The sequence below is a fragment of the Hyphomicrobium sp. 01T421 genome, assembly GCF_056398805.1.
Window position 1 is genome coordinate 1,316,523 of the sequence record NZ_JBFTQC010000001.1, and the last position, 21,113, is coordinate 1,337,635.

Genomic DNA, 21,113 nt, shown 5'->3' on the forward strand with positions numbered 1-21,113 from the left:
GTTGGCTCGGGATCGCAGGTCGATCAGTGAAACAGAGAGCGACGTGCACGGCATAAATCACATCGTTGAACAGCGACGGCGGTGCTGGTCGATCGCCGGGAAATTGCTTCTGAGGCAATGCTGGATATGTCGACTGGTCGCGCGGCTTAACGGTGCGCTTACTGCCCCGCTCATATGCTGCACCGCTGACAAGCGTCTCAGGAACGCGCCATGAATTTGGAGGAATATCATCGCCAGCGGCGCGAAGCCGTCTGGCGGAGAAATCGGCTGGAACTGGGGCTAGCGTCCGGTCATTGCAGATCCGTCGAAGGCTTCGTCATTAGCGCCACCCCAAATCGACATAAGAGAATTCAGGCCGAACACTCGAATGTCCAATAATGGGCCATGCCGGCCGAAAGGCGGGCCAAAGTTTGTGGCAGACTAACTAACATGCGAAGCGCGCCAACGTGCCCGCTAGCGTTAACGCCGAATACCGTCTAGGCGTGCAAAGTTGCGACATTCTTGGCAACGTGCGCCTGCCACTCGGATAGAGCCCGGCAGGCTTCCTCCATTCGAAAAGTCTTCCTGATCATGACCTTCCCGTCGGTTCATCCCGCGCTCGGCCGCGCAATTGTCACGCGCGGCTACTCGGCGCCGACCGCCGTGCAACTCGCCGTTCTCGAGTCCAACACGGTGGGGCGCGATTTGCTGGTCTCGGCCCAGACCGGCTCCGGGAAAACGGTCGCCTTCGGACTTGCCGTCGCCCCGACGTTGCTCGGAGACGCGGAACGTTTGCCGCAAGCCGCCGAGCCGCTGGCCCTGATCATCGCCCCCACGCGTGAGCTTGCCATGCAGGTGCAGCGCGAACTCGACTGGCTCTACGCGGACACCGGGGCGCGTATCGTGGCCTGCGTCGGCGGCATGGACGCGCGCGCGGAGGCCCGCCAACTCGGTTTCGGCGTCCATATTGTGGTCGGCACGCCCGGACGCCTGCGCGACCATTTGGAACGACGGCGGCTTGACCTGACGAAACTCGCAGCCGTTGTGCTCGACGAGGCGGACGAGATGCTAGATCTCGGATTCCGCGAGGACCTGGAATTCATTCTCGACGCAACCCCTGAAACGCGCCAGACACTCCTGTTCTCGGCCACCATGCCGCGAGAGATCGAAGCGCTGGCACGGCGCTACCAGCGCGACGCCGTTCGCATCGAGACGGCAAAGCGCAACGAGCAACACGCCGATATCGAATATCGCGCCATTCGCGTTGTGCCGGGCGACATCGAAAATGCCGTCGTCAACGTGCTGCGGTTCCATGAAGCCGGCGCCGCTCTGGTGTTCTGTTCGACGCGCGAAGCTGTAAAGCGGACGCACGCCCGCCTCGTAGAGCGCGGCTTTTCAGCCGTGGCCCTTTCGGGAGAGTTGACGCAGACCGAGCGCACGCATGCGCTGCAAGCGCTGCGCGATGGCCGCGCCCGCGTCCTCGTCGCGACGGACGTGGCGGCGCGCGGGCTCGACTTGCCGGCTCTCGCGCTCGTCATTCACGCCGATCTGCCCAACGATGCCGAGACGCTCCTTCACCGCTCGGGTCGCACGGGCCGGGCCGGCAACAAGGGCCTGTGTGTGTTGATTGTCCCGTTCAACCGCCGCCGCAAGGCCGAAGCTCTGCTGGCCGGTGCCAAGCTCAAGGTCACCTGGGGTCCTGCACCAACTGTTGAGGAGATCCGCGCGCGCGACCAGGAGCGCTTCCTGGCCAGTTCTATCTTCACCGATCCAGCGACGGACGAGGATCTGAAGCTTGCGCAATCCCTTCAGGCCAACCGCACGGCAGAAGAGATTGCTCTCGCCCTGGTCCGCATCCACCGTGCCCAGCTTCCCGCGCCGGAAGATCTTGCTGAGGATGCTGGGCCGCCGCGCCGCGATGACCGTGCGCGAGCACCCCGGGAGCGGGGCGAGCATCGGCAAGAACGCAGTCATGCGCCGCAAGACAGGGACGAGCGCCCGAGCATGCGCCCAGGAGACAGCCGCTCCACGCGCCCCGTTCGCGATCAAGGCCGCGAGATGGTGTGGTTCCGGGTCGATATCGGCCGCGAGCGCAAAGCCGAACCCCGCTGGCTGCTGCCGCTTCTCTGCCGCGCCGGCAATGTGACGAAGGCCGAGATCGGTTCCATCAAGATCTTCGACCGTGACACGCGCTTCCAAATCGCCGCCGAATTTGCAGACAAGTTCGCGGATGCCGCGAGTTCAATGAAGCCCAACGAGGGGCGGATCTCGCGCATTGGCGCCTCCATGGATGACGGCGCTGGTTCGCGGGACAATCCGGCCCCAGCTGCCGGACCGCGGAAAGACGACGGGGCCAAAGCGGCAAACTCGTCCGGTCCTCAAACGGATCACCGCGCGAAAACGCCGTGGCGGGATCGAAACAAGGAGAAGGCCGGCGCGCATCCGCATCGAAAGCGTGACGCATCAAAAGCTCATCCCAAGGGTCCGGGCCCTCACCCCGGTCCGTCAAAATCAAAGGGCGAAAATAAGCCGGGTTCAAAGGCCTTTCATAAAAAGAAGAACCGCCCGGCGTCGTAGACTTGGGAAATCGATTTCCGGGCGTGAACAACTCTACTCAGGGCTTGAATACGCGAAGGTTGGGGGCGCGAAACGTCAGAGAGGTCGAGGAACATCGATTTGGCCGCGCGGACATTCCAAGGATGCTCGATCCCAATTGGCCAGCCGTGCGGCTGCCTCGTACGTTGTTTCGAGGAAGCCCAGAAGCAATTGATCGGGATCGGACGCACTTTTCACAACACTGTACGGCAGGATGAACTCACCCGCCTTCTCATCAAAGAAGGCTTGATCGGGCGTGACCCGGTAAGATGAAAAGCCGTTCGGTGCTGGATAGGCATAGGAATAGAATGCAGGGTAGTCGACCGGACCTCCCCCTGGCCAAAATCCGGCAGAGCTGACTTCGTGCGAATAGGCTTCACGCGTCACGGCATCAGGCAGCCCAGGAACGCCACCCGGATGGAGGGGCGCGCGGCGTCCGGAAAATCGCGTTACGGCAAGATCGAAACTGCCCCAAAATAAATGGACCGGGCTGACCTTGCCCAGGAAGCCCGTTCGAAAACACTTCAGCACGCGATCAACTTGGACGAGCGCACGCCAAAAACGGTTCACCGCATCCGCGTCGTACGACCTATGCGTGGTGTCCCTCTCGAATGGAACCGCGTCAGGGACTTCGTTTGGTCTGCCATTGATTTTGGTCGTAACTCCGAGCTCGTCCGTCAATTCGCCAAAGCGCTTGTAGAAATCAGCCACACTCATCGGCTGCAGTACGAAAGCTCCTCTCGAGCCGTCGCTGGCTGTGCCGATCAGGCAATGGTCTATGAAGTCGAAGTCGAACTGTACGCCCCGACTGCCCACAGGGATCAAGAACGTCGTCAGGCCGCGGGACGTGACATAGAACGTCGCGTGCCAGGAATGGTTGACCCATGGAGTGCGCGCGAGACGATACTTGCCCACACTCTGGGTCCATAAATGCAAGGTGGCGCAGGAATCTTTCCATGGCGCATAAGGAATGTCGGGCCACGCATCTGTCATGTCTCGTCACCTTTCGCGACCGTTAGCGGCGATCCCTGAGTATCCGCTTAGCATTGATAAGCGGAAGTTTCGCGAATGGACCTGTTTGCAGATGTCTCGCGATAACGATGTCTGCAATTGGGATCGAGTGACATGGGGCGCCGGGCCGCTTGGCCCAAGGTCGCGTTGATCCGATAGCTGCCGTTTAACTTCCGACGCCCCGAGCCAGAAGCTGACCTCTAACGCAAGTCGATCACATGTCGTCTTGCTGCTCGGCCCACTTGAGCGCCCGCCTCTTCCTTCTTGCGACGTCTCGTTGCTCCGTCCCCTTGATCGGAAAGGCAAACACGTGCGCCCATCGCTCCATCCAGTGTGGAAAGGAAAGCGACGGGCGCGTTCAATTCAGCCATCGAAGTTCATCTGACGAGAAAAAAATACATTCCCAGCAGGAGTGCCGCCATGAACGCTAGGAACGTTCTCGCCATCCGCAGCGCAGCTTGATAGAAGCGCACATGCTCGTCAAAATCTTGGGTGTCGGGAATATGCCCCGAAGCGCCACGTTGCTCACCCTCGCGTTGCAAAATGCCCAGAGCAGAATCAGCCATGAAATCATCTCCCAAAAAAATTGGTCTGAATTTTCCGTGCCATTCGCGCAGGTGAATGCTTGGAGTTCACAGGGCGGGGTAAGCAAGTCCAGATTTTGGAAATATGATTTTCGGCAGTGCAGTGAGCGATGTCTTCGCCCCGTGGCTCATATCGAGATTGCCAGTTTCCGGGCCGGCGTTCAATGCACTCCGTAGAGGCTCAAACAAAAACTTTTGCCCGGGAATCCTTCTGTCAGCGGCTACGACCGCTCGCATACAGGAGCGGACATCAAGGTGCGAATGCGCCCGTCGCCAAATGCTCTGGGTCGAAAACATTGCAGCCAACGCGATGAACTTCCTCGCTGGCCTGCAATCCTCTTCCGACCCAGTAGAATCAAAGCCCTCTTCCAAAGTCGCGCTATTCTTCATTTGCGCCAAGCATCGGGGTCACGCGGGGAAGCAAAGCCAAGCGCCTAAGCAGGTTTTGGGTGTCGTCACTTTGCACGCCGTCTGCGTGGAGTGGCACGTCGTCGTACCTGAGCCATCTTCGCATTTCGTGTGGACGGGGCCCTTGCCCACGCGGCCCTGCCCATAGATGATGTTTGCAAGGCCGTGCGTCGAGAAGAGCTCGGCGATATCGTGGGTCACAGCTTCGCCGACCGCTCCGACCTTGACGCAATCAGCCTGAGCCGTTGCCGAAAGTGCGCAGAAGGCTGCCGCGGCGGCCAAGCCTAGTTTCAAAGAACGCATTTGCCCCTCCAAAAAGGATTTATCCCGTCTGGAAACTAGTTGAGCGCGTGGCCCTCGACAACAGAACTGGCCTGCTGCAAGACGGGTAATCCCGCAAGAAACCGGAAGGCGTGCCGCATTTGCCACCATTCGGCGTAGCGTGGCAGACCTATCGTCTTCGCGACTAAAACGACCTTTCGTGTTTATCGCAACGTCCGCTTTCTCTGCTCGTTCGGTTATGATCAACAGAGCGACTGCATCTGACGAGAACCGCACTGAACGGTAATTCGGATTGTCCGGGAGTAGACATACGCTTTCGATGGGCTGTGTGCAGATATGTCTTCGAACGCGAGTCCAGCTGTAGACGGACAGATTGGACGATCATCAACCGCTTCGACGAGCTCTGCAAAAAACCTCCCGGGCGGTTCCTGCAGTCAAGCCGCACTCGTCAGCGGTCTGCTCGAAGTTGCGCGGGGAAATTCGGTCAACAACGTAGTGGCGGCTTTTTCCCACCGACATGGGAAGCTTCGCTTTATTGTGACGGATTTGGCCGTTCTCCAGTGCCGGTCGCGCCGACGTGATGTCGTGGAGAGGCGCTAATTTAAAACGCCCCTTCGAAGAGAGCGGGATGCTGAAATTCTTGGCGTGGCCGTCGATCGCAGCGAGCAGCCAGAACACGACCTGAGCTTTGAAAAATATACGACGGTCAATTTGCGGCTGATCGTTGCCCTGCAATTGTTTGCAGATATCGACGATAGTCGGGCAGCCGTCACTTTGATATTTTTGGCTCGGCGGTACGGACAGGACCTGACAAAAATCTTCCTGCGGTATGCGCAGCAGGCGGTTGTCTTTCGTGAAGACGCGTCTTCCGCCGAAATCGGCAATTTGCGTCGCCGCGACCGGCAAACCGAGCGCGCCATACCGCAATTTCGGACTTCGGGCGCGAAAAAGCTAGAAATTTATAGGAGTTCTTCGGAAATCGATGGGGTCGATGTTGGTCTTGGCTCCGCGGGTAGGATTCGAACCTACGACCATCCGATTAACAGTCGGACGCTCTACCACTGAGCTACCGCGGAATGCCGAGAAGCGCCCCGCATAGCAGAACGTATCCGCGCTGGCGAGGCCTCAACGCTATTTTCTTCAGTGCCTTCAACGGCGCCAAGCGGCGACAAGAGGAAGCACATAGGTGGAAGGCGACGACCAGGCGGGAAGTAGTGGCACACGCAGGTCTTCAGTCCGTCCGACAGGGCGGGTTGGTAGCCTTCTTTGATGGGGGGCGCAAGGGGCGAACGACGCTTCGGAAGGTAATTCACGAGCGAACTCCGCGGCCTGCGCAACTTTGCCTGCGACAGCTCGCCGGTAGGCTTTCATGCTAGGGTCGCTCGTACGCCGAGGGGGGCGCCGGCCGACGCTTCCCAGCGTCAGCAGTCGCTAGTGATGGAATGCTTTTTCGATGAGCAGTTTCTCGATTGTCTGGCCCGCGGTCGCCACGGCCTTTTTCGCCTCGCTGGTGGAAGCGGTCGAAGCCTTCACCATCGTCCTCGCGGCCAGCACGTTCCAAGGGTGGCGTCCTGCAATACTCGGGTCCGTCGCAGGATTGGTAACGCTTGCGGCGATCGTGATTGCGCTGGGACCGGTTCTCAGCATCTTTCCCATTCATGCGCTGCAGTTCGTCATCGGCGTGCTGCTTCTATTGTTCGGCATGCGATGGTTGAGGAAAGCTATTCTGCGCGCCGCGGGCATCATCCCGCTCCACGACGAGGCCGTCGCCTTCACCAAGGAAACGTCGCTCATTCGCGACGAAGCCGAACGCCGGAAATCGCGCCTCGATTGGATCGCCGGCGTGACGTCGTTCAAGGCGGTCTTGCTCGAAGGTCTCGAGGTCGTTTTCATCGTCATCGCCGTCGGCTCGGTGCGAGACATGCTCTGGCCGGCGAGCGTCGGTGCGTTGGCAGCCTGCGGCCTCGTCCTTCTGATCGGGCTCGCCGTTCACAAGCCACTGTCTCGCGTGCCCGAGAACGCCCTGAAATTCGGGGTCGGAGTCATGCTGTCGGCGTTCGGCGTGTTCTGGACGGGAGAAGGGCTCGGCATCGCGTGGCCCGGAGAAGATCTGGTGATCGTCGAATTCGTCGGCGTATTTTTGATCACCGGCCTTGCGCTCGCGGCATTGCTCCGGCGTACAACCGGAAGGGTTTCCCAATGACGACGATCGGAGAAATTTCCCGCAGCCTCATCGGCCTTTTCCTGGACGACGAGTTCCTCGCCCTCGCAATCCTCGGCGTCGTCGCGTTGACAGCCTTCTTGGCCATCTGGCTTGAAACTCAGCCGAGGTGGGCGGGCGCATTCCTGCTGATCGCAATCGTTTTGGTTCTGGCGGGAAGCGTGTTGCGAACGGCCCGGAACAGCGCGCGGCGCGACTGAAGCGCGGTCGCCCAGGCTGCACACTTATCGCGACCGGTGCCTGTACAGAACGCGACAGCCGCTATGACGCTTATTGCCAAAGCTGTAGGCCTCGACAGCGAGACTCTGGAATAAATATCCAGCAGGCATTGGGGGAGGGGGGGCGTCGCAGCCGTACGTCATCGGGCGCGGTATCAGGCGCTGTCGGGGCGGCGCCAAGACCAGCAGTCCCCGGCAGGAGAATGCACGTCCCCGTCCGTTGAAACTTATCAATTTTCTATGAAGATTTATGGAGGCCACGCCCGGAATTGAACCGGGGTACGCGGATTTGCAGTCCGTCACATAAAAATTGCAGCGGCGCGTTATCTCTTTGTCTCGTAACGCTTTATCGCCTTGTGCCCCCAAAAGTCCGATTACAGAAGGGGGCACAAATGGGGGCACAAGCGCGTGGAACACTGGTTGGGCCGAATTTTTCGGGTTGCGATGCAACTCTCATGCTTCGGACTTTCAAGCCCTTAAACCGTGTGCCCCCGAAAATCCGCTTGCGGCATCCGTATACGGATGTTCGAAGTCACCTCATCGTTTTGCCCATACAAGGTGAAGCAATTCATCGCTTCTGCGGATTTTGATGTATCGGACCGACAGAAATTTTCGGCCTGCATTCAAAGCGCCCCAGCACTGAGACTTCAATGCAGATACATCCGATTCGCAGAGATAGCGGTGATCTGGACTTGTTCTCGCTCGGGCCGATCTGCTTCCAGCGTCCACGTCTGGAAGTCTGCCCAAATCGGTCGTTGGGCGGTCGTCGCTTTGAGCCAGTAGCCGACCAAGCTGACTGTCGATCGAGCTGCGCCGTTTCTCGACGAACGAGTGCTGTTATATAGGTGCAGACATCGACGCGGTCTGCCCCACCAATTGTCGGTGACGGAAGGTTCGCGTCCGCTAACAGGTGGATAAGCGGACGAAGAGTGGTTCATCCAGTTTTCGGACTTGAGTCATCTCGGCTTCAAACCGCTGATGTGAATTCTAAGCTCTGCATCCGAGCCATCGCGTGACGCCATCGTCTGGTCAGCTATCGGAAATACCGCATAATGGTTCGTACTCTGTCTTCGCCCGCTCGATACGTGCGCCTTTCTGATCCAACCCCCAGCGATGATCGAAAAAGAACTCGAGAGCTTTGCGCGTCTCCACACGTAGGAGTTCACCCTCGAACCCGTATTCCCGCCGAACCACGCAGGCTTGCTGATCGGAGAGACTCGATTTCGGCCGCAACCAGATGATCGCCCTAGTATTCCAATCCTTGTCCTCCGGCAGCGGTTCGGCCAATAGCTTCTCTTCGAACGAGCTGTCAGGCTCGATCCGGACCGGAAGATAATTCCGGTACTCTTTATGGCTGAAGCTAAAGGCTCGCAGGTGAACGCTTTCCCCATCGGATGTGAAACGGGTCGGAGCAATCCATTGCCCCTCGTCCGCGCCCGACGACATCGACGTGTAACGAATGTGGAGAGCTTTTCCTGACCGGATGGCTTGGTGTAGGCGCGCGATCGTCTTCGGGACTGCCTTCCGCTCAGGTTTTGGAAGCGCGGATGTGGGCGCTAGCTCTTTTTCATCGACAAGGATGCCAAAGGCTTCTGTAGCGCTGCACGGCACCAGCGGGTCGTGCCTGTCTGATGCGAAGTAAGTCTTGCGCGTTGGATCGTAGGAGGGTGGCGTAGCGCGCGCGAGGTCGAGATAGGTTCGGAAATCCAATGCGGCCTGCGCCATCGAAATTCCGAAGCGCTCGACCAAATCCCGCCGGTTCGCCATTCCTCGCCAAGTGAGGCAACGGTCGAGGAAGATCATGCGCTCTCTCTGCGCATGCTTGAGATCGTCGAGAGTCATGACCCCTCACTATCTTGACTTTCCGCATATTGTCCATATAGAAATTATACGTTTAAAAATTATACGGACGCATCATGAGGATCCTCCACACCGCCGACCTGCACCTGGGCCGACAATTCGACGGGATCTCTCTCGATGATGATCAGGCGACAGTCCTCGACCAGATCGCCCGTGCGATTGTCGATTATCGTGCCGATGTGCTCGTCATCGCGGGCGATATCTTTGATCGTGCCGCCCCGCCCGCGAGCGCAGTTCGCCAGTTCAACTCCTTCCTGTCACGCGTCGCCTCAGAGACGGCCGCCGCCGTCGTGATGATCGCGGGCAACCATGATTCCGGGGACCGAATTGCGTCGATGTCGATCATGACCGACACGCGTCGCGCTCTCATCCGAGGAGCGGTCAGTGCTGATGAGAGGCCGCTTCTTCTCACGGATACGCACGGCACCGTCGCCTTCTCCGGCTTACCGTTCTCGTACGAATATGCAGCGCGCGAGTGCTTCGCCGATGAGGCGATGCAGACACCGGAGGATGTTCTTGCAGCGCAGGTCGCATCGGCCCGAAGCAATATTCCGGAGGGTGCACGTTGGGTGATCGTCGCCCATGCCTTCGTGTCGGGTGCACACGGAAGCGACAGTGAGCGGCCGCTGGCCCGGGTCGGAGGGGTCCAAACGGTCCGGCCAGAGATCTTCGACGGAGCGCACTACGTTGCCTTGGGGCATCTGCATCAGCCGCAATTTGTCGGTGTCCCGCACATCCGGTATTCGGGTTCACCGCTGGCCTTCGGATTCGACGAAGCGGAAGCTGCCAAGTCCATGAGTCTCGTCGACATCGATTGGGCGGGTAAAACGACCATCGAAATAATCTCGTTCAAGCCTCTTCGCGGCGTTCGCATTCTCACGGGAAAGCACGCCGAACTGCTGCTCGCCGAGCCCTCCACGGATTTCGTCAAAGTCATTCTGACCGACGATGCGCCAGTTATTGATGGCATGAAGCGCTTGCGCACCTTATTCCCAAGCGCATGCGATCTGACGTACCAGCGCGACGAGCGCTCCCTCGAAATCAAGTCGCTCAGCGGAACAACGACCAGAGTGGCAGACCCGATCGAGGTCATCGGTGAATTCCTGAAATTCATCAGAGACGAGCCGATGACCGAAAAGGATAAGGCCGTCATAGCCCCGGCTCTTGATATCATTCGGAACGGGGACAACGGGGCATGAGGCCCGTAAGATTGACGATGCAGGCCTTCGGGCCTTATCCGGAACGTGTGGTTGTCGACTTCCGTGATGCGGTCGCTGCCGGGCTGTTCGGGATCTACGGCCAGACCGGCTCAGGAAAATCGACCATCTTCAGCGCAATGACTTTCGCGTTGTTCGGTGCGCCGGCGAAGCCGGATCAGGAAGCGCCGTCGCTGCGGTCCGATCATGCGGACGCCGGTAGTCTGACCGAGGTCGAGTTCGTCTTCGAGGTCGGCGCGCGTCGCTTCGTCATTGTGCGTCAGCCCGAACAGCAAAGGCCGAAGCAGAAGGGAGAGGGCGCGACCAAGCACCCACACGCCGCATTCCTTTTCGACGCGACGGGGCTGTCGGTCGATGCGATTAATGAGAATGAGCGCGGCAAGATCATCGCAGAGAAGAAGGTGGGCGTTGTGGACGCGGCCGTCTCCGAGATGCTGGGCTATGGTCCGGAACAGTTCCGGCAGATCGTTCTGCTGCCGCAAGGCCGGTTTGAGACGTTCCTTTCCGCGAAGACGAGGGAGCGCCTCGAAATCCTGCGCGACCTGTTTGACGTCTCACTCTACCGAACCCTCGCGTCCAAGCTGAAGACGGACGCCGAAGCCGCGGAGCGGCATGTGCGCGAAGAGCGGGAACTCTGCATCCGGCGCCTCGCGGCGGAAAGCTTCGAGAGCACGGACGCGCTGTCCGCGGGGATCGCGAATGCGCAAGCGCGCCATGCGGAACTGATGGATGTTGAGGAAGCGACTAGCACGTTCTTTGCGGTCGCTCGTAGCGCATTGCAGGAGGCCGAGAAGACAGAGGCGCAGTTCAAGGCTGCCGAGGATGCCGCGAACGCGCTCGCCGCGCTCAAGGCCGGCGAGGGCGACATGAATGCGCTGGCGGAACGCGTTGCTAGGGCGGAGCGCGCGCGTTCCCTGCTCGATGCGGAAACCAATGTTACGGATACAGCCGACGAAGTCCGCAACGCCGAAGCGACGCTAAGGCAAACGCAAGGGGCGGCTGCGGAGGCAGAAGCGAAGGCCAAATCGGCTGCCGAAGTGCTGAAGAAGGAAACGGATCGCGCTGGAGAGATCGACGATCTGCGCCGACAGGTCGAGGCACTCGACCGTCACAAGCACGCCCTGGAAAAAGCCGGGAGAATCGGGAGCACGGTTGAAAAAGCACAGGCGGATGAGCGTGAGGCGGCTGGAAAATTTGATGCAACCCAGCGGCGTTTGACGGGCCTTCAGGACGAACGACGTGAAAAGTCCGAGGCGCTCAGAGCGAGCCGCCAGACCGAGGCGCGCCGTCAGGACATCGCCGGTCGCCTTGCAACTCTGAAATCATCCTTCGCCGCCGCCGAGACCTTCGAAAGAGCCTGTCAGGACATTCAGACCGCAAACGCCGCTGTCGAGAAGCTCAGCTCCGAGCACGAGACGGCCGCGCACCACGTTGAAGAGACTCGGGCCAAGTTCGAGGCAGCCGAGCAGAACCTTTCCGCGGCTCAAGCCCTGCACCTCTCCTCGAAACTCGAAGCGGGCGAGCCATGTCCCGTTTGCGGGGCAACCGAGCATCCGGCGCCAGCGACACGTGCGATCGAACATGTTGAAAGCGATCAGGCGTTCCGCGAAGCCAAGGCCCACTGGCAGAAGGCGGACAAGGCGGCACGCGAGGTAGAGCAGAACCTTACTGCAGCCCGGAGCGTCCTCAAGGAGCGGCAGGGCCGGCTAGCCGCCGTGGATTTTCCCGAAGCGAACGCCGCCGCGCTAAACGCAAAGGTTCGGGACGAGCAACAGGCGCTTGACGACCTCGGCGCGCCAACTGACGTCGCCCAAGCGGAAGCGGACATTGAGCGCATGAACGGCGAGATCGTGTCGCTCGAAAGCGAACGCGACACGTCGCGCGACTCCTATTCTGAGTGTCAGAAAAACGCTGCTGCCGAACGTGTTCGTCTTGAAGAGATGCTCTCGACCGTTCCAGAATCACTGCGCGATCAGAGCGCCCTTATCGCCGCCCAAGAAAGCGCCTCGCAGACACTGACGGCCCGTCGAACGGCGAAAGCCACTGCCGAGACAGCGGCGACTGTAACCCGCGAAGCTACCTTGACGGCGCAGAAAGATCAGCAGGCTGCCGACAATGCACTTTCAATCTGCCGCGAGCGCCGCCGTAAGGCGGTTGACACCTTCCGATCGCGCCTCGAGCACACTGCTCTATCGGATGATGACTTCTGCGCCCTGAAGCCTGCCATTGCGACCATCGAAGAGGATCGCAAAACCGTCGAAGATCATCGCCGCAAGCATGAGAACGCAAAGGAGACGGTGAAAAAAACCACAGCGGCCATCGGGGAGCAGATCCGTCCTGACGTGCAAGGTATAGCGGCGAAGCAGCTCGAGGCCGAGGAAAAAATGAAGGTGGCCACCGACCAGCGGTCAGGGGCCGGACACCATCTGGATCACCTGACGAAGCTGCGCGACGAACTCGCCGAGACACTGCGTAGGCTCGACGAGGCGGAGGCGACATCGGGACCTCTCCGCAATCTCGCGGCGCTAGTGAACGGATATAACTCGCAGAATCTCGACCTGGAGACGTTCGCCATCGGCGCGATGTTCGATCAGGTGCTTGCGGCAGCAAACCTGCGGATCGGTCCAATGACAACCAATCGCTACCGTCTTGAGCGCGACCTTGAAGGAGGAGGGCGCGGGCGTCGCGGTCTTGGAATACAGGTATTCGACTTCTTCACTGGTAAGGCACGCCCAACGACCACGCTTTCTGGCGGCGAAACATTCATCGCCGCTCTGGCACTCGCGTTGGGTCTGGCCGATGTCGTTGAAAGCGCCAGCGGCAAGATCAGGCTCGACACCATCTTTATCGACGAGGGGTTCGGCAGTCTCGACACCGAAAACGGAACGGGCACTCTCGACCAAGTCCTGCAAGTCCTGAGTTCGCTGGTCAGTCAAAACCGGGCGGTGGGCATCATCTCGCACGTCCCGCTCGTTCAAGAAGCCGTCCCGAATGGGTTTTATGTCCGGAAAGACATCTCTGGAAGCAAAGTGGAAGTCAGAGGAGTGGTCTGAATGCGAACACCCTGGATGAGGCGACCGGCGATGCATGGCGCATCTCTTGGAGAGCGTTTCTCACAAGCATTCCACCCTATCTCAATTTTTATTGCACCGACCCAATAGCAGCATAGCCAGATATGTTGTCTAAGCTCGTCTGAGTTATCATCGGAATTATTAGTCTCCACACACCAGCGAGGCGCGAACCAAATTGCCTTTCAATAGGCTTTCAAAATTCAGTTCGAGCGTTCGGATTCTCTTCATAGATGGTGGACTTTCCACCGTATAAGGCAAATTCCACTTCCGAGGGCGATACTCGCAATCTAGGGTTTCGCGAAAGGGGCGCGCGACATGACGGTACTGAACGATTGCCATCAAATTGAAGCGCCGCCAACGCTCTCCCCTGAGATCGTATGTCAAATCGCCGAGAGCTTCACATACGCCTCTTTCCAAAATGCCGTTCCGGTGATCCGATCGATTGGGATAAGTAACTCGACCGCGATCAGCTTGGAATCCTGCAGGCTGGAATTGACGTCAAATCCGCCATTCTTAAGAAGCAAGATCTGGCAGATCGACCGGATCGCCGCAGGCGAAACTATCTCCCTCACCGATAGGAAGGTTGACCTCGATGCAGGTTATTTGGCGGGGTTAAATGAGGCTGAGCGTGGCGAGCTGACGCTTCGCCTTTCCATCGGCACCGAAATCCTGGCCGAGCAGCGCATTGTCGTGCGCCTCCTGGCTCGCGATGAATGGGGCGGCGTGGCCGACATGGCCCAATTACTCCCGGCGTTTGTCATGCCGAATGATCCCGCGACGGCAACGGTCTTGCGAGATGCCGCTGATATTCTTTCGACTCATGGTCATTCGACGTCGCTCGACGGATATCAAAGCGGCATGCCACAGCGAGCATTCATGCTTGCGGCGGCTGTTTATTCAGCAGTGGCGGCTCAATCGCTGCTCTACGCCGAGCCACCCGCCAGCTTTGAGACACGCGGCCAGAAAATTCGCCGGCCATCGACAATTATCTCTTCCAAATTGGCAACCTGCCTGGACACAACCCTGCTGTTTGCATCCGCTTTGGAAGCGACTGGACTCAATCCTATCATTCTCCTGTTCGAGGGGCATGCTGCTGTCGGCGTCTGGCTGACTAAGAAGACGCTGGCCAACGCCATCGAGTTCGACGCGATGGAGATACGCAAAGCGTTAGCGTCGCGAGAGTTGATCGTATTCGAGAGCACCGGCGTTAGTCATCGCCCCGTCATGACATTTGAAGGGGCGCAACGTGCGCTCGACCATCGGCTTGATGAAGATAAGACTGCCGAGTTTGAGGCGGCTGTCGACGTCAGCCGCTCTCGCAGCGGAGGGATTACCCCGCTTGCTTCACACAATCCAATGGCTGCGCCAGGTGACGAAGGCGAACCTCTCCAGCCCACCTCGTTGCCACTGCCGGCGGTGGCGTCGGTCAGTAATCTGCCCGCAGATGAGGTCGAAGTTAAGCCGACCACCGCTGCCGGCCGGATCGATCGCTGGCAGAAAAAGTTGCTGGATTTGACGCTGCGGAATCGCCTGTTGAATTTTCCCGATTCACAGAAGACCATTCCGTTTCTGTGCACGGATGTCGGCTACCTCGAGGATCGCTTGGTCAAAGGCGCCGCGATACGTCTGATCTCTCTGCCCGAACAGAATCCTCTGGGTGAACGCGACGCCGCGCTTTTCCGTGAGGTACGTGGAAGGGATCTCCAGCGGGGCTTTGCGGCTGACGCACTCCTTCGCGACGAGCTTGCTTCAACGCTCGATGGCCGTCAGCTGGAGGCCAGGCTGATAGACCTCCATCGGCAGGTGAAAAACGATTTTGCAGAGGGCGGAGCGAACACGCTTTTTCTCGCCGTTGGATTTCTTCGATGGAAAAAGAAAACAGGCGACGAACGCAGCTATCGCGCACCTTTGTTGCTCGTCCCGGTCAAGATCGACCGTCGCAGCGCGTCATCGAACTTCACTCTGCGTTATCATGAGGACGAAACTCGGTTCAACGCGACCTTGATTCAATTCCTCGAACGCGACTTCAATCTGAAGATCACACGGTTTTCGGGCGACCTGCCTCAGGATGAAAGCGGCGTCGATGTGGCCCGTGTCCTTGCCACGATGCGGCAGGCCGTGCGCGATGTCCCTGGTATGGAGGTCATCGACGAGACTGCCCTCTCGACCTTCTCCTTTGCCAAATTCCTGATGTGGAAGGATCTTGTCGAAAGAACCGGCTCGCTAAGAGAGAACCGGGTCGTACGTCATTTGATCGACACGCCGGACAAAGTATTTGACGGGAATGCCACGACGTTCCTCGATGAACGTGAACTCGATCAAAAATACGCCCCTGCCGACATCGTGTCGCTGCTTCCTGCCGATTCATCGCAGGTCGCCGCGAGCATCGCCGCTGCGGAGGGACGTGACTTCGTCATCGTTGGACCGCCCGGGACCGGAAAGAGCCAAACGATCGCGAACATGATCGCAAACTGCTTGGCGGTCGGCAAAACGGTGCTCTTCGTCGCGGAGAAAACGGCGGCCCTCGATGTCGTCTATCGTCGTCTCCGCGAACACGGGCTCGGACACTGTTGTCTAGAATTGCACTCCAACAAGGCGGACCGGAGAAGCTTTCTCACTCAGCTGAAAGCTTCGTGGGAAAAGCGTCAGCGTGCGGACGATGCCGAATGGATCGCCATCAATGAGCGGTTGCGCCTGCGTCGCGATGAGCTGAATGCATATGTTCAAGCGCTTCATAAGCGGCACGGTAGCGGGCTTACTCCATATATGGCTCTTGGTCTCGCGCTTAAGAACAAGCAGAGATATGCGCCCAGCCTGACTTGGCCCTCGGACGATTTTCATGACGAAAAGACGCGGCTGGGTTTCGAGCAAACCGCTCATGAAATCGGATTAGCCTTTCAATCTACCGAAATTCGGCCCGCATTGCGCTTGATCGATGTTGTGAGTTGGACATCGAGTTGGGAGAGCGAATTGCTCACGGCCACAGCTGCGCTGAAGAGTGCGTCAGAAGCGCTGAGCCGCCGCCTCGATGGGTTCCTTATCAACATCGGGCTACCGGCCAAGGGAGACGCCCCACATTCGGAGTTGGATGCACTTCGGAAGCTGGCTGATTGGCTAGTGCGAAGCTCCGGTTTTCAGCTGTCCGTAGTGTTCGACCGGGAATTCAGCCTATGCGGCCCAGCACTGGCAGCTCTCGGCAACGCGATCCGCGAGTACACTTCGGCCCGCGATCAGCTTTCAGCGCGCTATAGCGATGAGGATGTACCGCGCATCGCCGTCGATGAGATCGAACTCCAGTGGAGACATGCCTGCGCTTCGTTCTGGCCAAATAGTCATCTGGGCAAGCGGAAGGTGCAAAGGCTGCTTCAAGGCTACGTTATTGAAGGTACGGCGAGCCTCGAAAGTGACTTGGCCCTCTTGCGACGGATGCAAAAAGCGCAGCAGGCCGCCGACGCGAACCTACTTGCAGCTAAGCCGGTTGGCTTCGCTGGACTCGACACCGATATCGGCCATGTCGAACAAACCTTGAAACTCGGCGACCAATTTCGTCGAACGCTTGCGGCTCTGGGGCGTAACACGGACGATATCGGAGCGATCCTCCAGACTATCGAGCCGGCATTGTGCAGCGGGGAAAAAGAAGAACCCGCACGCGAGGCTGCGGCGGACTTTCTCTCTGCGTATGCGGAGTTCAACAACTCGATTTCACAATTCGCCGCCCTTGCTGGCAAAATGCCTTCGGCCAAGGGAAGCGACAAGCCGCTCGCTGAGTTGTGCGATTCGATGGACGCGCTCACGAGCGCCAAACATCTTCTACGCGATTGGTCTTTCTGCTGCAGAGCGCGCAGGAAGGCCGAGAGCCAGAACTTAGGCGCGCTCGTAGACGATATCGAGACCGGCGTTGTGCCCTGTAGCGAAGCACAAGCAAGCTTCCGTTTGGCCTATGCGCGCTGGTGGCTGCCGTTGACGCTGGACAACGATCCCGTGCTCCGAGATTTCCGGCGCTTCCAGCATGAACATGCCATTGCAGAATTTCGGGAGATTGACGATCTCGTTCGTGCTAACGCGAGCATACGCGTGACCAGCGCCTTGGCGCATAACTTGCCCGCAGTACAGGAAGTCCCCCGCAATTCCGAACTCGGACTGTTGCGCCATCAAATGGAATTGCAGCGGCCCAGCCGCTCGATCCGGGATATGATTGGCGCACTGCCGGCCAGCTTTCCCAAGTTGGCGCCATGTATGCTCATGTCGCCGCTTTCTATCGCGCAATATCTACCCCACAATCAGGCCTCGTTCGATGTGGTCATTTTTGACGAAGCCTCTCAGATTACCACGTGGGATGCAATCGGTGCCATCGCGCGAGCACGCCAGACGATCATTGTGGGCGATCCGAAGCAGCTTCCGCCCACGAATTTCTTTGGACGTAATGACGAAGACAGTGATGAGAGCTTGGTCGATTACGAAAAAGATCTAGAGAGCATCCTGGACGAAGCCAGAGCATCTGGCTTGCCCGTACGAGACCTGCGCTGGCACTACCGCAGTCGCAATGAATCGCTGATCGCATTCTCCAACCATCACTATTATCAGAATCGGTTGATCACATTCCCTTCACCTTCAGTCGAGGATCGGGCGGTGCAGCTGCGTAAAGTGGCAGCCGGAATTTATGATCGTGGAAAGAGCCGCACCAACCGGATAGAGGCCGAGGCTCTCGTGACTGAAGCCGTCGAGCGGATGCGCCGCTGGATGAGCCTGGATGAAAAGGATCGTCCCACCCTTGCTGTCATCACGTTGAATGCTCAGCAGCAATCGTTAATCCAAGATCTCTTGGACCAAGCTCGGCGCGCCCACTCCGATCTCGAATGGTTCTTCGCCGACGGACGTATCGAACCCACGATCGTCAAGAATCTTGAAAATGTTCAAGGCGACGAGCGCGACGTGGTCATGTTTTCAGTCACCTTCTCGCAAGACGCTGCTGGCAAGCGCACGATGGACTTCGGTGCACTCAACCGGGACGGCGGCGAGCGCCGTCTAAACGTCGCTGTCACGCGCGCACGACAGGAACTGATTGTCTTCTCCGGTTTTACCGCTGATCAGATTGACCTGGGCCGAACCAAAGCAATCGGCATTCGAGATTTGAAGAGCTTTCTCGATTTCGCCGAACGCGGAGCCATTGCGCTGCCATCTGTAAGTGTGCGCGATGGCGATGGTTTTGAATCGCCGTTTGAAGAAGCGGTCGCGGCTGAACTCGAAAAAATGGGCTGGGAGTTGATCCCCCAGGTCGGCGTTTCCGGCTTTCGGGTGGATATTGGCGTTCGGCATCCCGATTTGCCCGGCGCGTATCTAGCCGGTGTTGAATGCGACGGCGCCACTTATCACCGATCGGCTACAGCGCGTGATCGCGATAAGGTCCGCGAGCAAGTTCTCCGCGGGCTGGGGTGGAACATCGTTAGGGTGTGGTCGACGGATTGGTGGTTCGATCCTGAAGGTTGTGTGAAACGCCTGCACGCTGATCTGATCGGCTTGCTTGATGTTAGCCGTCGTAAGTCGACCCAACGAGAAGGCGAAGAGAAAACAACCCGTTGGGACATGGGCCACGAGATCGGCCCCGTCGATTCGCAACCGACTGAGCAGCAGGCTACTGATCAGGATGCACCGATAGACGATGTGCCGCCAGCCTCGGATCAATTGGATGCAGAACTCGTCACGGCTCCAAGCGAGCCGTATAAGCACGCACTAACTGAGGCGTCCGCTTTGGATTCAGTGACGAACCCAGAAGAAACCAACCACGCCGTAGAGGGTTGTTATCGCCTCACCGACCTCACCGCATTCACAGTCGATCCTGCGCAGTTCTACGAACTCTCCTATCGCGGAACTTTGCAGGCTATGGTCGATAGCGTGATAGAACAAGAAGGCCCATTGCGCGAAGACGTCCTCGCTCAGCGCATTGCCAGGGCACACGGCTGGCTTCGAACCGGCAACAAAATTCGAGAACGCATAGAATGGCATCTCCAGGACATCGAAAGAACCACAGAATCCGGCGGTAATTTTATTTGGAAGAAGGGCACGATCGTCGACCTTCTCGACTATAGACCTCCCTTCAATCTAAACGCGCGAAGAGCGATTGCGGACATTCCCATCGCCGAACTCGCATCGGTTGTCCTGGCGAACAAGGACCTGCTAAACCAGTCTGACCCAGCTCTCGATCTTGCGCGTCTCTTGGGCGTCGAGCGGCTCGCTGCGGTCTCACGCTTCAGGCTCGACGAAGCTATCAGTCGGGCCAGAGTGCATCTCGGATCGACTTAGCCCCGCCTCTGCTCTGCAAGCGAATGCGGTCATACATTTTGTGATCGTGTTGAAGCGCAGAGAAAGTCTGGCCTATGTCCGCTATCTCTGCAGCGCAGACATCGCCGTCAACCAAGCGCCCCGCCCGAGATCTTCCGCTTAGGTCCGAAGCGGCCTATTTCGCCGCGCCTTAGTCGTCCGGTCGGCGGCAGCAAGCGGACGTTAATAGCAAGGCACTATTAGCGCAGACCTTTGCCCTGACCGATGTCTGCAATTGGGATCGTGCGGCCGAACGCAAGGTCCGCGAAGGGCCAATTGCGGAAGTCGCCGGCCCGTGATCGGCGACGCGAGACCGGCCACCGACCAGGTCTGCTTACCAAGGCATTGCGTCAAACGTCGATCTTCTCTGGAATCTCGATGGCATCATCTACTTCGATGCCGAGATAGCGAACCGTGCTCTCGATCTTGGAATGCCCGAGCAAGAGGCGAGGCCCGGGCGATGGCGCTTATTCGTGTCGCGCGCGCTGAGCATGAGCGACGCGACAGACGGAACCAAAGTTCTCGACAGTATGAAGGATGCTGCCATCGCGAGCACGACGGCGAGGGGTATCGTTGGGTTCGATGACGCGCCTTAGTTTTCCGGACACGCGCATCGTATGGAGCGGAAGGCACCCGCCGAAGATTTAGATCTAGTCACCGTGCCCAGCACGATAGAATTCCACCAAGAAAGAACTGTCGGGATCGAGAAGCTCCACGTGGTGCAAAACCTGCGGTTCGATAACGGCCGCATGGCCCGCGGCGACGTCAACGCTCGACCGAGGATGGTCGATGCAGTAGCGAATCCGGCCACCCGTCACTCGCAGCAAACCCCACACGCCCATTTTCGTTTTGTGCTCCGCCAAAAGGCCTTCCGGCACAGTCTCGCGGGTGAACTGAGCGGTTCTCTTGTAACAGGTCAATCCTGGCGGAAAGCTGCCGTGGACGGTCACGTGATATCCTCCGATGCAGGCTGCGGCGACAGCTCGGCCTGTTTGCCTTTCCGGCCATTTTCCTTATCCGCATCAGGCAACGGAGGCTTTTTACCCGTGATGTTTGGCCAGAGATCGGCGAACGTCCGGTTGACCTCGAGCCAGTGCGGCGTGGCCTCGGGATCGGCGTCCGAGAATATCGCCTCGGCAGGACATTCCGGAACACACACGCCGCAGTCGATGCACTCGTCCGGATGAATGACGAGCATGTTCTCGCCCTCGTAGAAGCAATCCACGGGGCACACCTCCACACAGTCGGTGTATTTGCATTTGATGCAGTTTTCGGTGACGACGAAGGTCATGTAGCTCACTTGGTTACCGGCGCAGAATTCGCAAGGAATAGTGCGACAGGACCGTCAA

13 protein-coding genes and 1 tRNA gene are annotated in these 21,113 nt (G+C 58.7%); 6 read left to right on the plus strand and 8 right to left on the minus strand.

Features of this window, described 5'->3' with window-relative positions:
* Nucleotides 1-570: 570 nt before the first annotated feature.
* The gene (locus tag AC1DK3_RS05925) at nucleotides 571-2,556 is read left to right on the plus strand and encodes a DEAD/DEAH box helicase (protein WP_477191340.1); all 1,986 of its coding nucleotides are present in this window, start codon (nucleotides 571-573) and stop codon (nucleotides 2,554-2,556) included.
* Nucleotides 2,557-2,631: 75 nt separating this feature from the next.
* Here the strand turns inward: AC1DK3_RS05925 and AC1DK3_RS05930 are convergent, their stop codons facing one another.
* From AC1DK3_RS05930 to AC1DK3_RS05950, 5 genes are all read right to left on the minus strand, one after another.
* A complete protein-coding gene (locus AC1DK3_RS05930; RefSeq protein ID WP_477191341.1) occupies nucleotides 2,632-3,567 on the minus strand; it encodes a DUF5996 family protein in 936 nt (311 codons plus the stop codon).
* 395 nt (nucleotides 3,568-3,962) lie between these two features.
* Nucleotides 3,963-4,151 carry a hypothetical protein gene (locus AC1DK3_RS05935; protein WP_477191342.1) on the minus strand — a complete coding sequence of 63 codons (189 nt, stop codon included), beginning with the start codon at nucleotides 4,149-4,151 and terminating at the stop codon, nucleotides 3,963-3,965.
* 426 nt (nucleotides 4,152-4,577) lie between these two features.
* On the minus strand, nucleotides 4,578-4,880 hold the full coding sequence (locus AC1DK3_RS05940; protein WP_339084956.1) for a hypothetical protein: 303 nt from the start codon (nucleotides 4,878-4,880) through the stop codon (nucleotides 4,578-4,580).
* 363 nt (nucleotides 4,881-5,243) lie between these two features.
* Entirely contained in the window at nucleotides 5,244-5,786 is a 543-nt protein-coding gene (locus AC1DK3_RS05945; RefSeq protein ID WP_477191343.1) for a HipA domain-containing protein, read from the minus strand.
* Between the two features lie 74 nt (nucleotides 5,787-5,860).
* Nucleotides 5,861-5,935, minus strand: a tRNA-Asn gene (locus AC1DK3_RS05950).
* 377 nt (nucleotides 5,936-6,312) lie between these two features.
* Here AC1DK3_RS05950 and AC1DK3_RS05955 point away from each other — a divergent pair.
* The gene (locus AC1DK3_RS05955) at nucleotides 6,313-7,062 is read left to right on the plus strand and encodes a COG4280 domain-containing protein (protein WP_477191344.1); all 750 of its coding nucleotides are present in this window, start codon (nucleotides 6,313-6,315) and stop codon (nucleotides 7,060-7,062) included.
* Nucleotides 7,059-7,280 (plus strand): phage holin family protein, encoded by a 222-nt coding sequence (locus tag AC1DK3_RS05960; RefSeq protein WP_477191345.1) that lies wholly within the window; start codon nucleotides 7,059-7,061, stop codon nucleotides 7,278-7,280. The genes AC1DK3_RS05955 and AC1DK3_RS05960 overlap by 4 nt, the downstream gene beginning before the upstream one ends.
* 1,047 nt (nucleotides 7,281-8,327) lie before the next feature.
* Here the strand turns inward: AC1DK3_RS05960 and AC1DK3_RS05965 are convergent.
* Entirely contained in the window at nucleotides 8,328-9,140 is an 813-nt protein-coding gene (locus tag AC1DK3_RS05965) for a BrxR family transcriptional regulator (protein ID WP_477191346.1), read from the minus strand.
* 74 nt (nucleotides 9,141-9,214) lie between these two features.
* Here AC1DK3_RS05965 and AC1DK3_RS05970 point away from each other — a divergent pair, with 74 nt between their 5' ends.
* The 3 genes from AC1DK3_RS05970 to AC1DK3_RS05980 all read left to right on the plus strand — a co-directional run bounded on the left by AC1DK3_RS05970 (nucleotide 9,215) and on the right by AC1DK3_RS05980 (nucleotide 19,746).
* Nucleotides 9,215-10,357 (plus strand): exonuclease SbcCD subunit D, encoded by a 1,143-nt coding sequence (locus AC1DK3_RS05970; RefSeq protein ID WP_477191347.1) that lies wholly within the window; start codon nucleotides 9,215-9,217, stop codon nucleotides 10,355-10,357.
* Nucleotides 10,354-13,428 carry an AAA family ATPase gene (locus AC1DK3_RS05975; protein ID WP_477191348.1) on the plus strand — a complete coding sequence of 1,025 codons (3,075 nt, stop codon included), beginning with the start codon at nucleotides 10,354-10,356 and terminating at the stop codon, nucleotides 13,426-13,428. The genes AC1DK3_RS05970 and AC1DK3_RS05975 overlap by 4 nt, the downstream gene beginning before the upstream one ends.
* 333 nt (nucleotides 13,429-13,761) lie before the next feature.
* Nucleotides 13,762-19,746, plus strand: coding sequence for a DUF3320 domain-containing protein (locus AC1DK3_RS05980; protein ID WP_477191349.1), 5,985 nt, complete (start codon nucleotides 13,762-13,764; stop codon nucleotides 19,744-19,746).
* 668 nt (nucleotides 19,747-20,414) lie between these two features.
* Here AC1DK3_RS05980 and AC1DK3_RS05985 read toward each other — a convergent pair.
* Nucleotides 20,415-20,714, minus strand: coding sequence for a TehB family protein (locus AC1DK3_RS05985; RefSeq protein ID WP_477191350.1), 300 nt, complete (start codon nucleotides 20,712-20,714; stop codon nucleotides 20,415-20,417).
* Nucleotides 20,711-21,055, minus strand: coding sequence for a ferredoxin FdxA (gene fdxA / locus AC1DK3_RS05990; RefSeq protein ID WP_477191351.1), 345 nt, complete (start codon nucleotides 21,053-21,055; stop codon nucleotides 20,711-20,713). Before fdxA ends, AC1DK3_RS05985 begins: the two co-directional genes overlap by 4 nt.
* Nucleotides 21,056-21,113 lie beyond the last annotated feature (58 nt).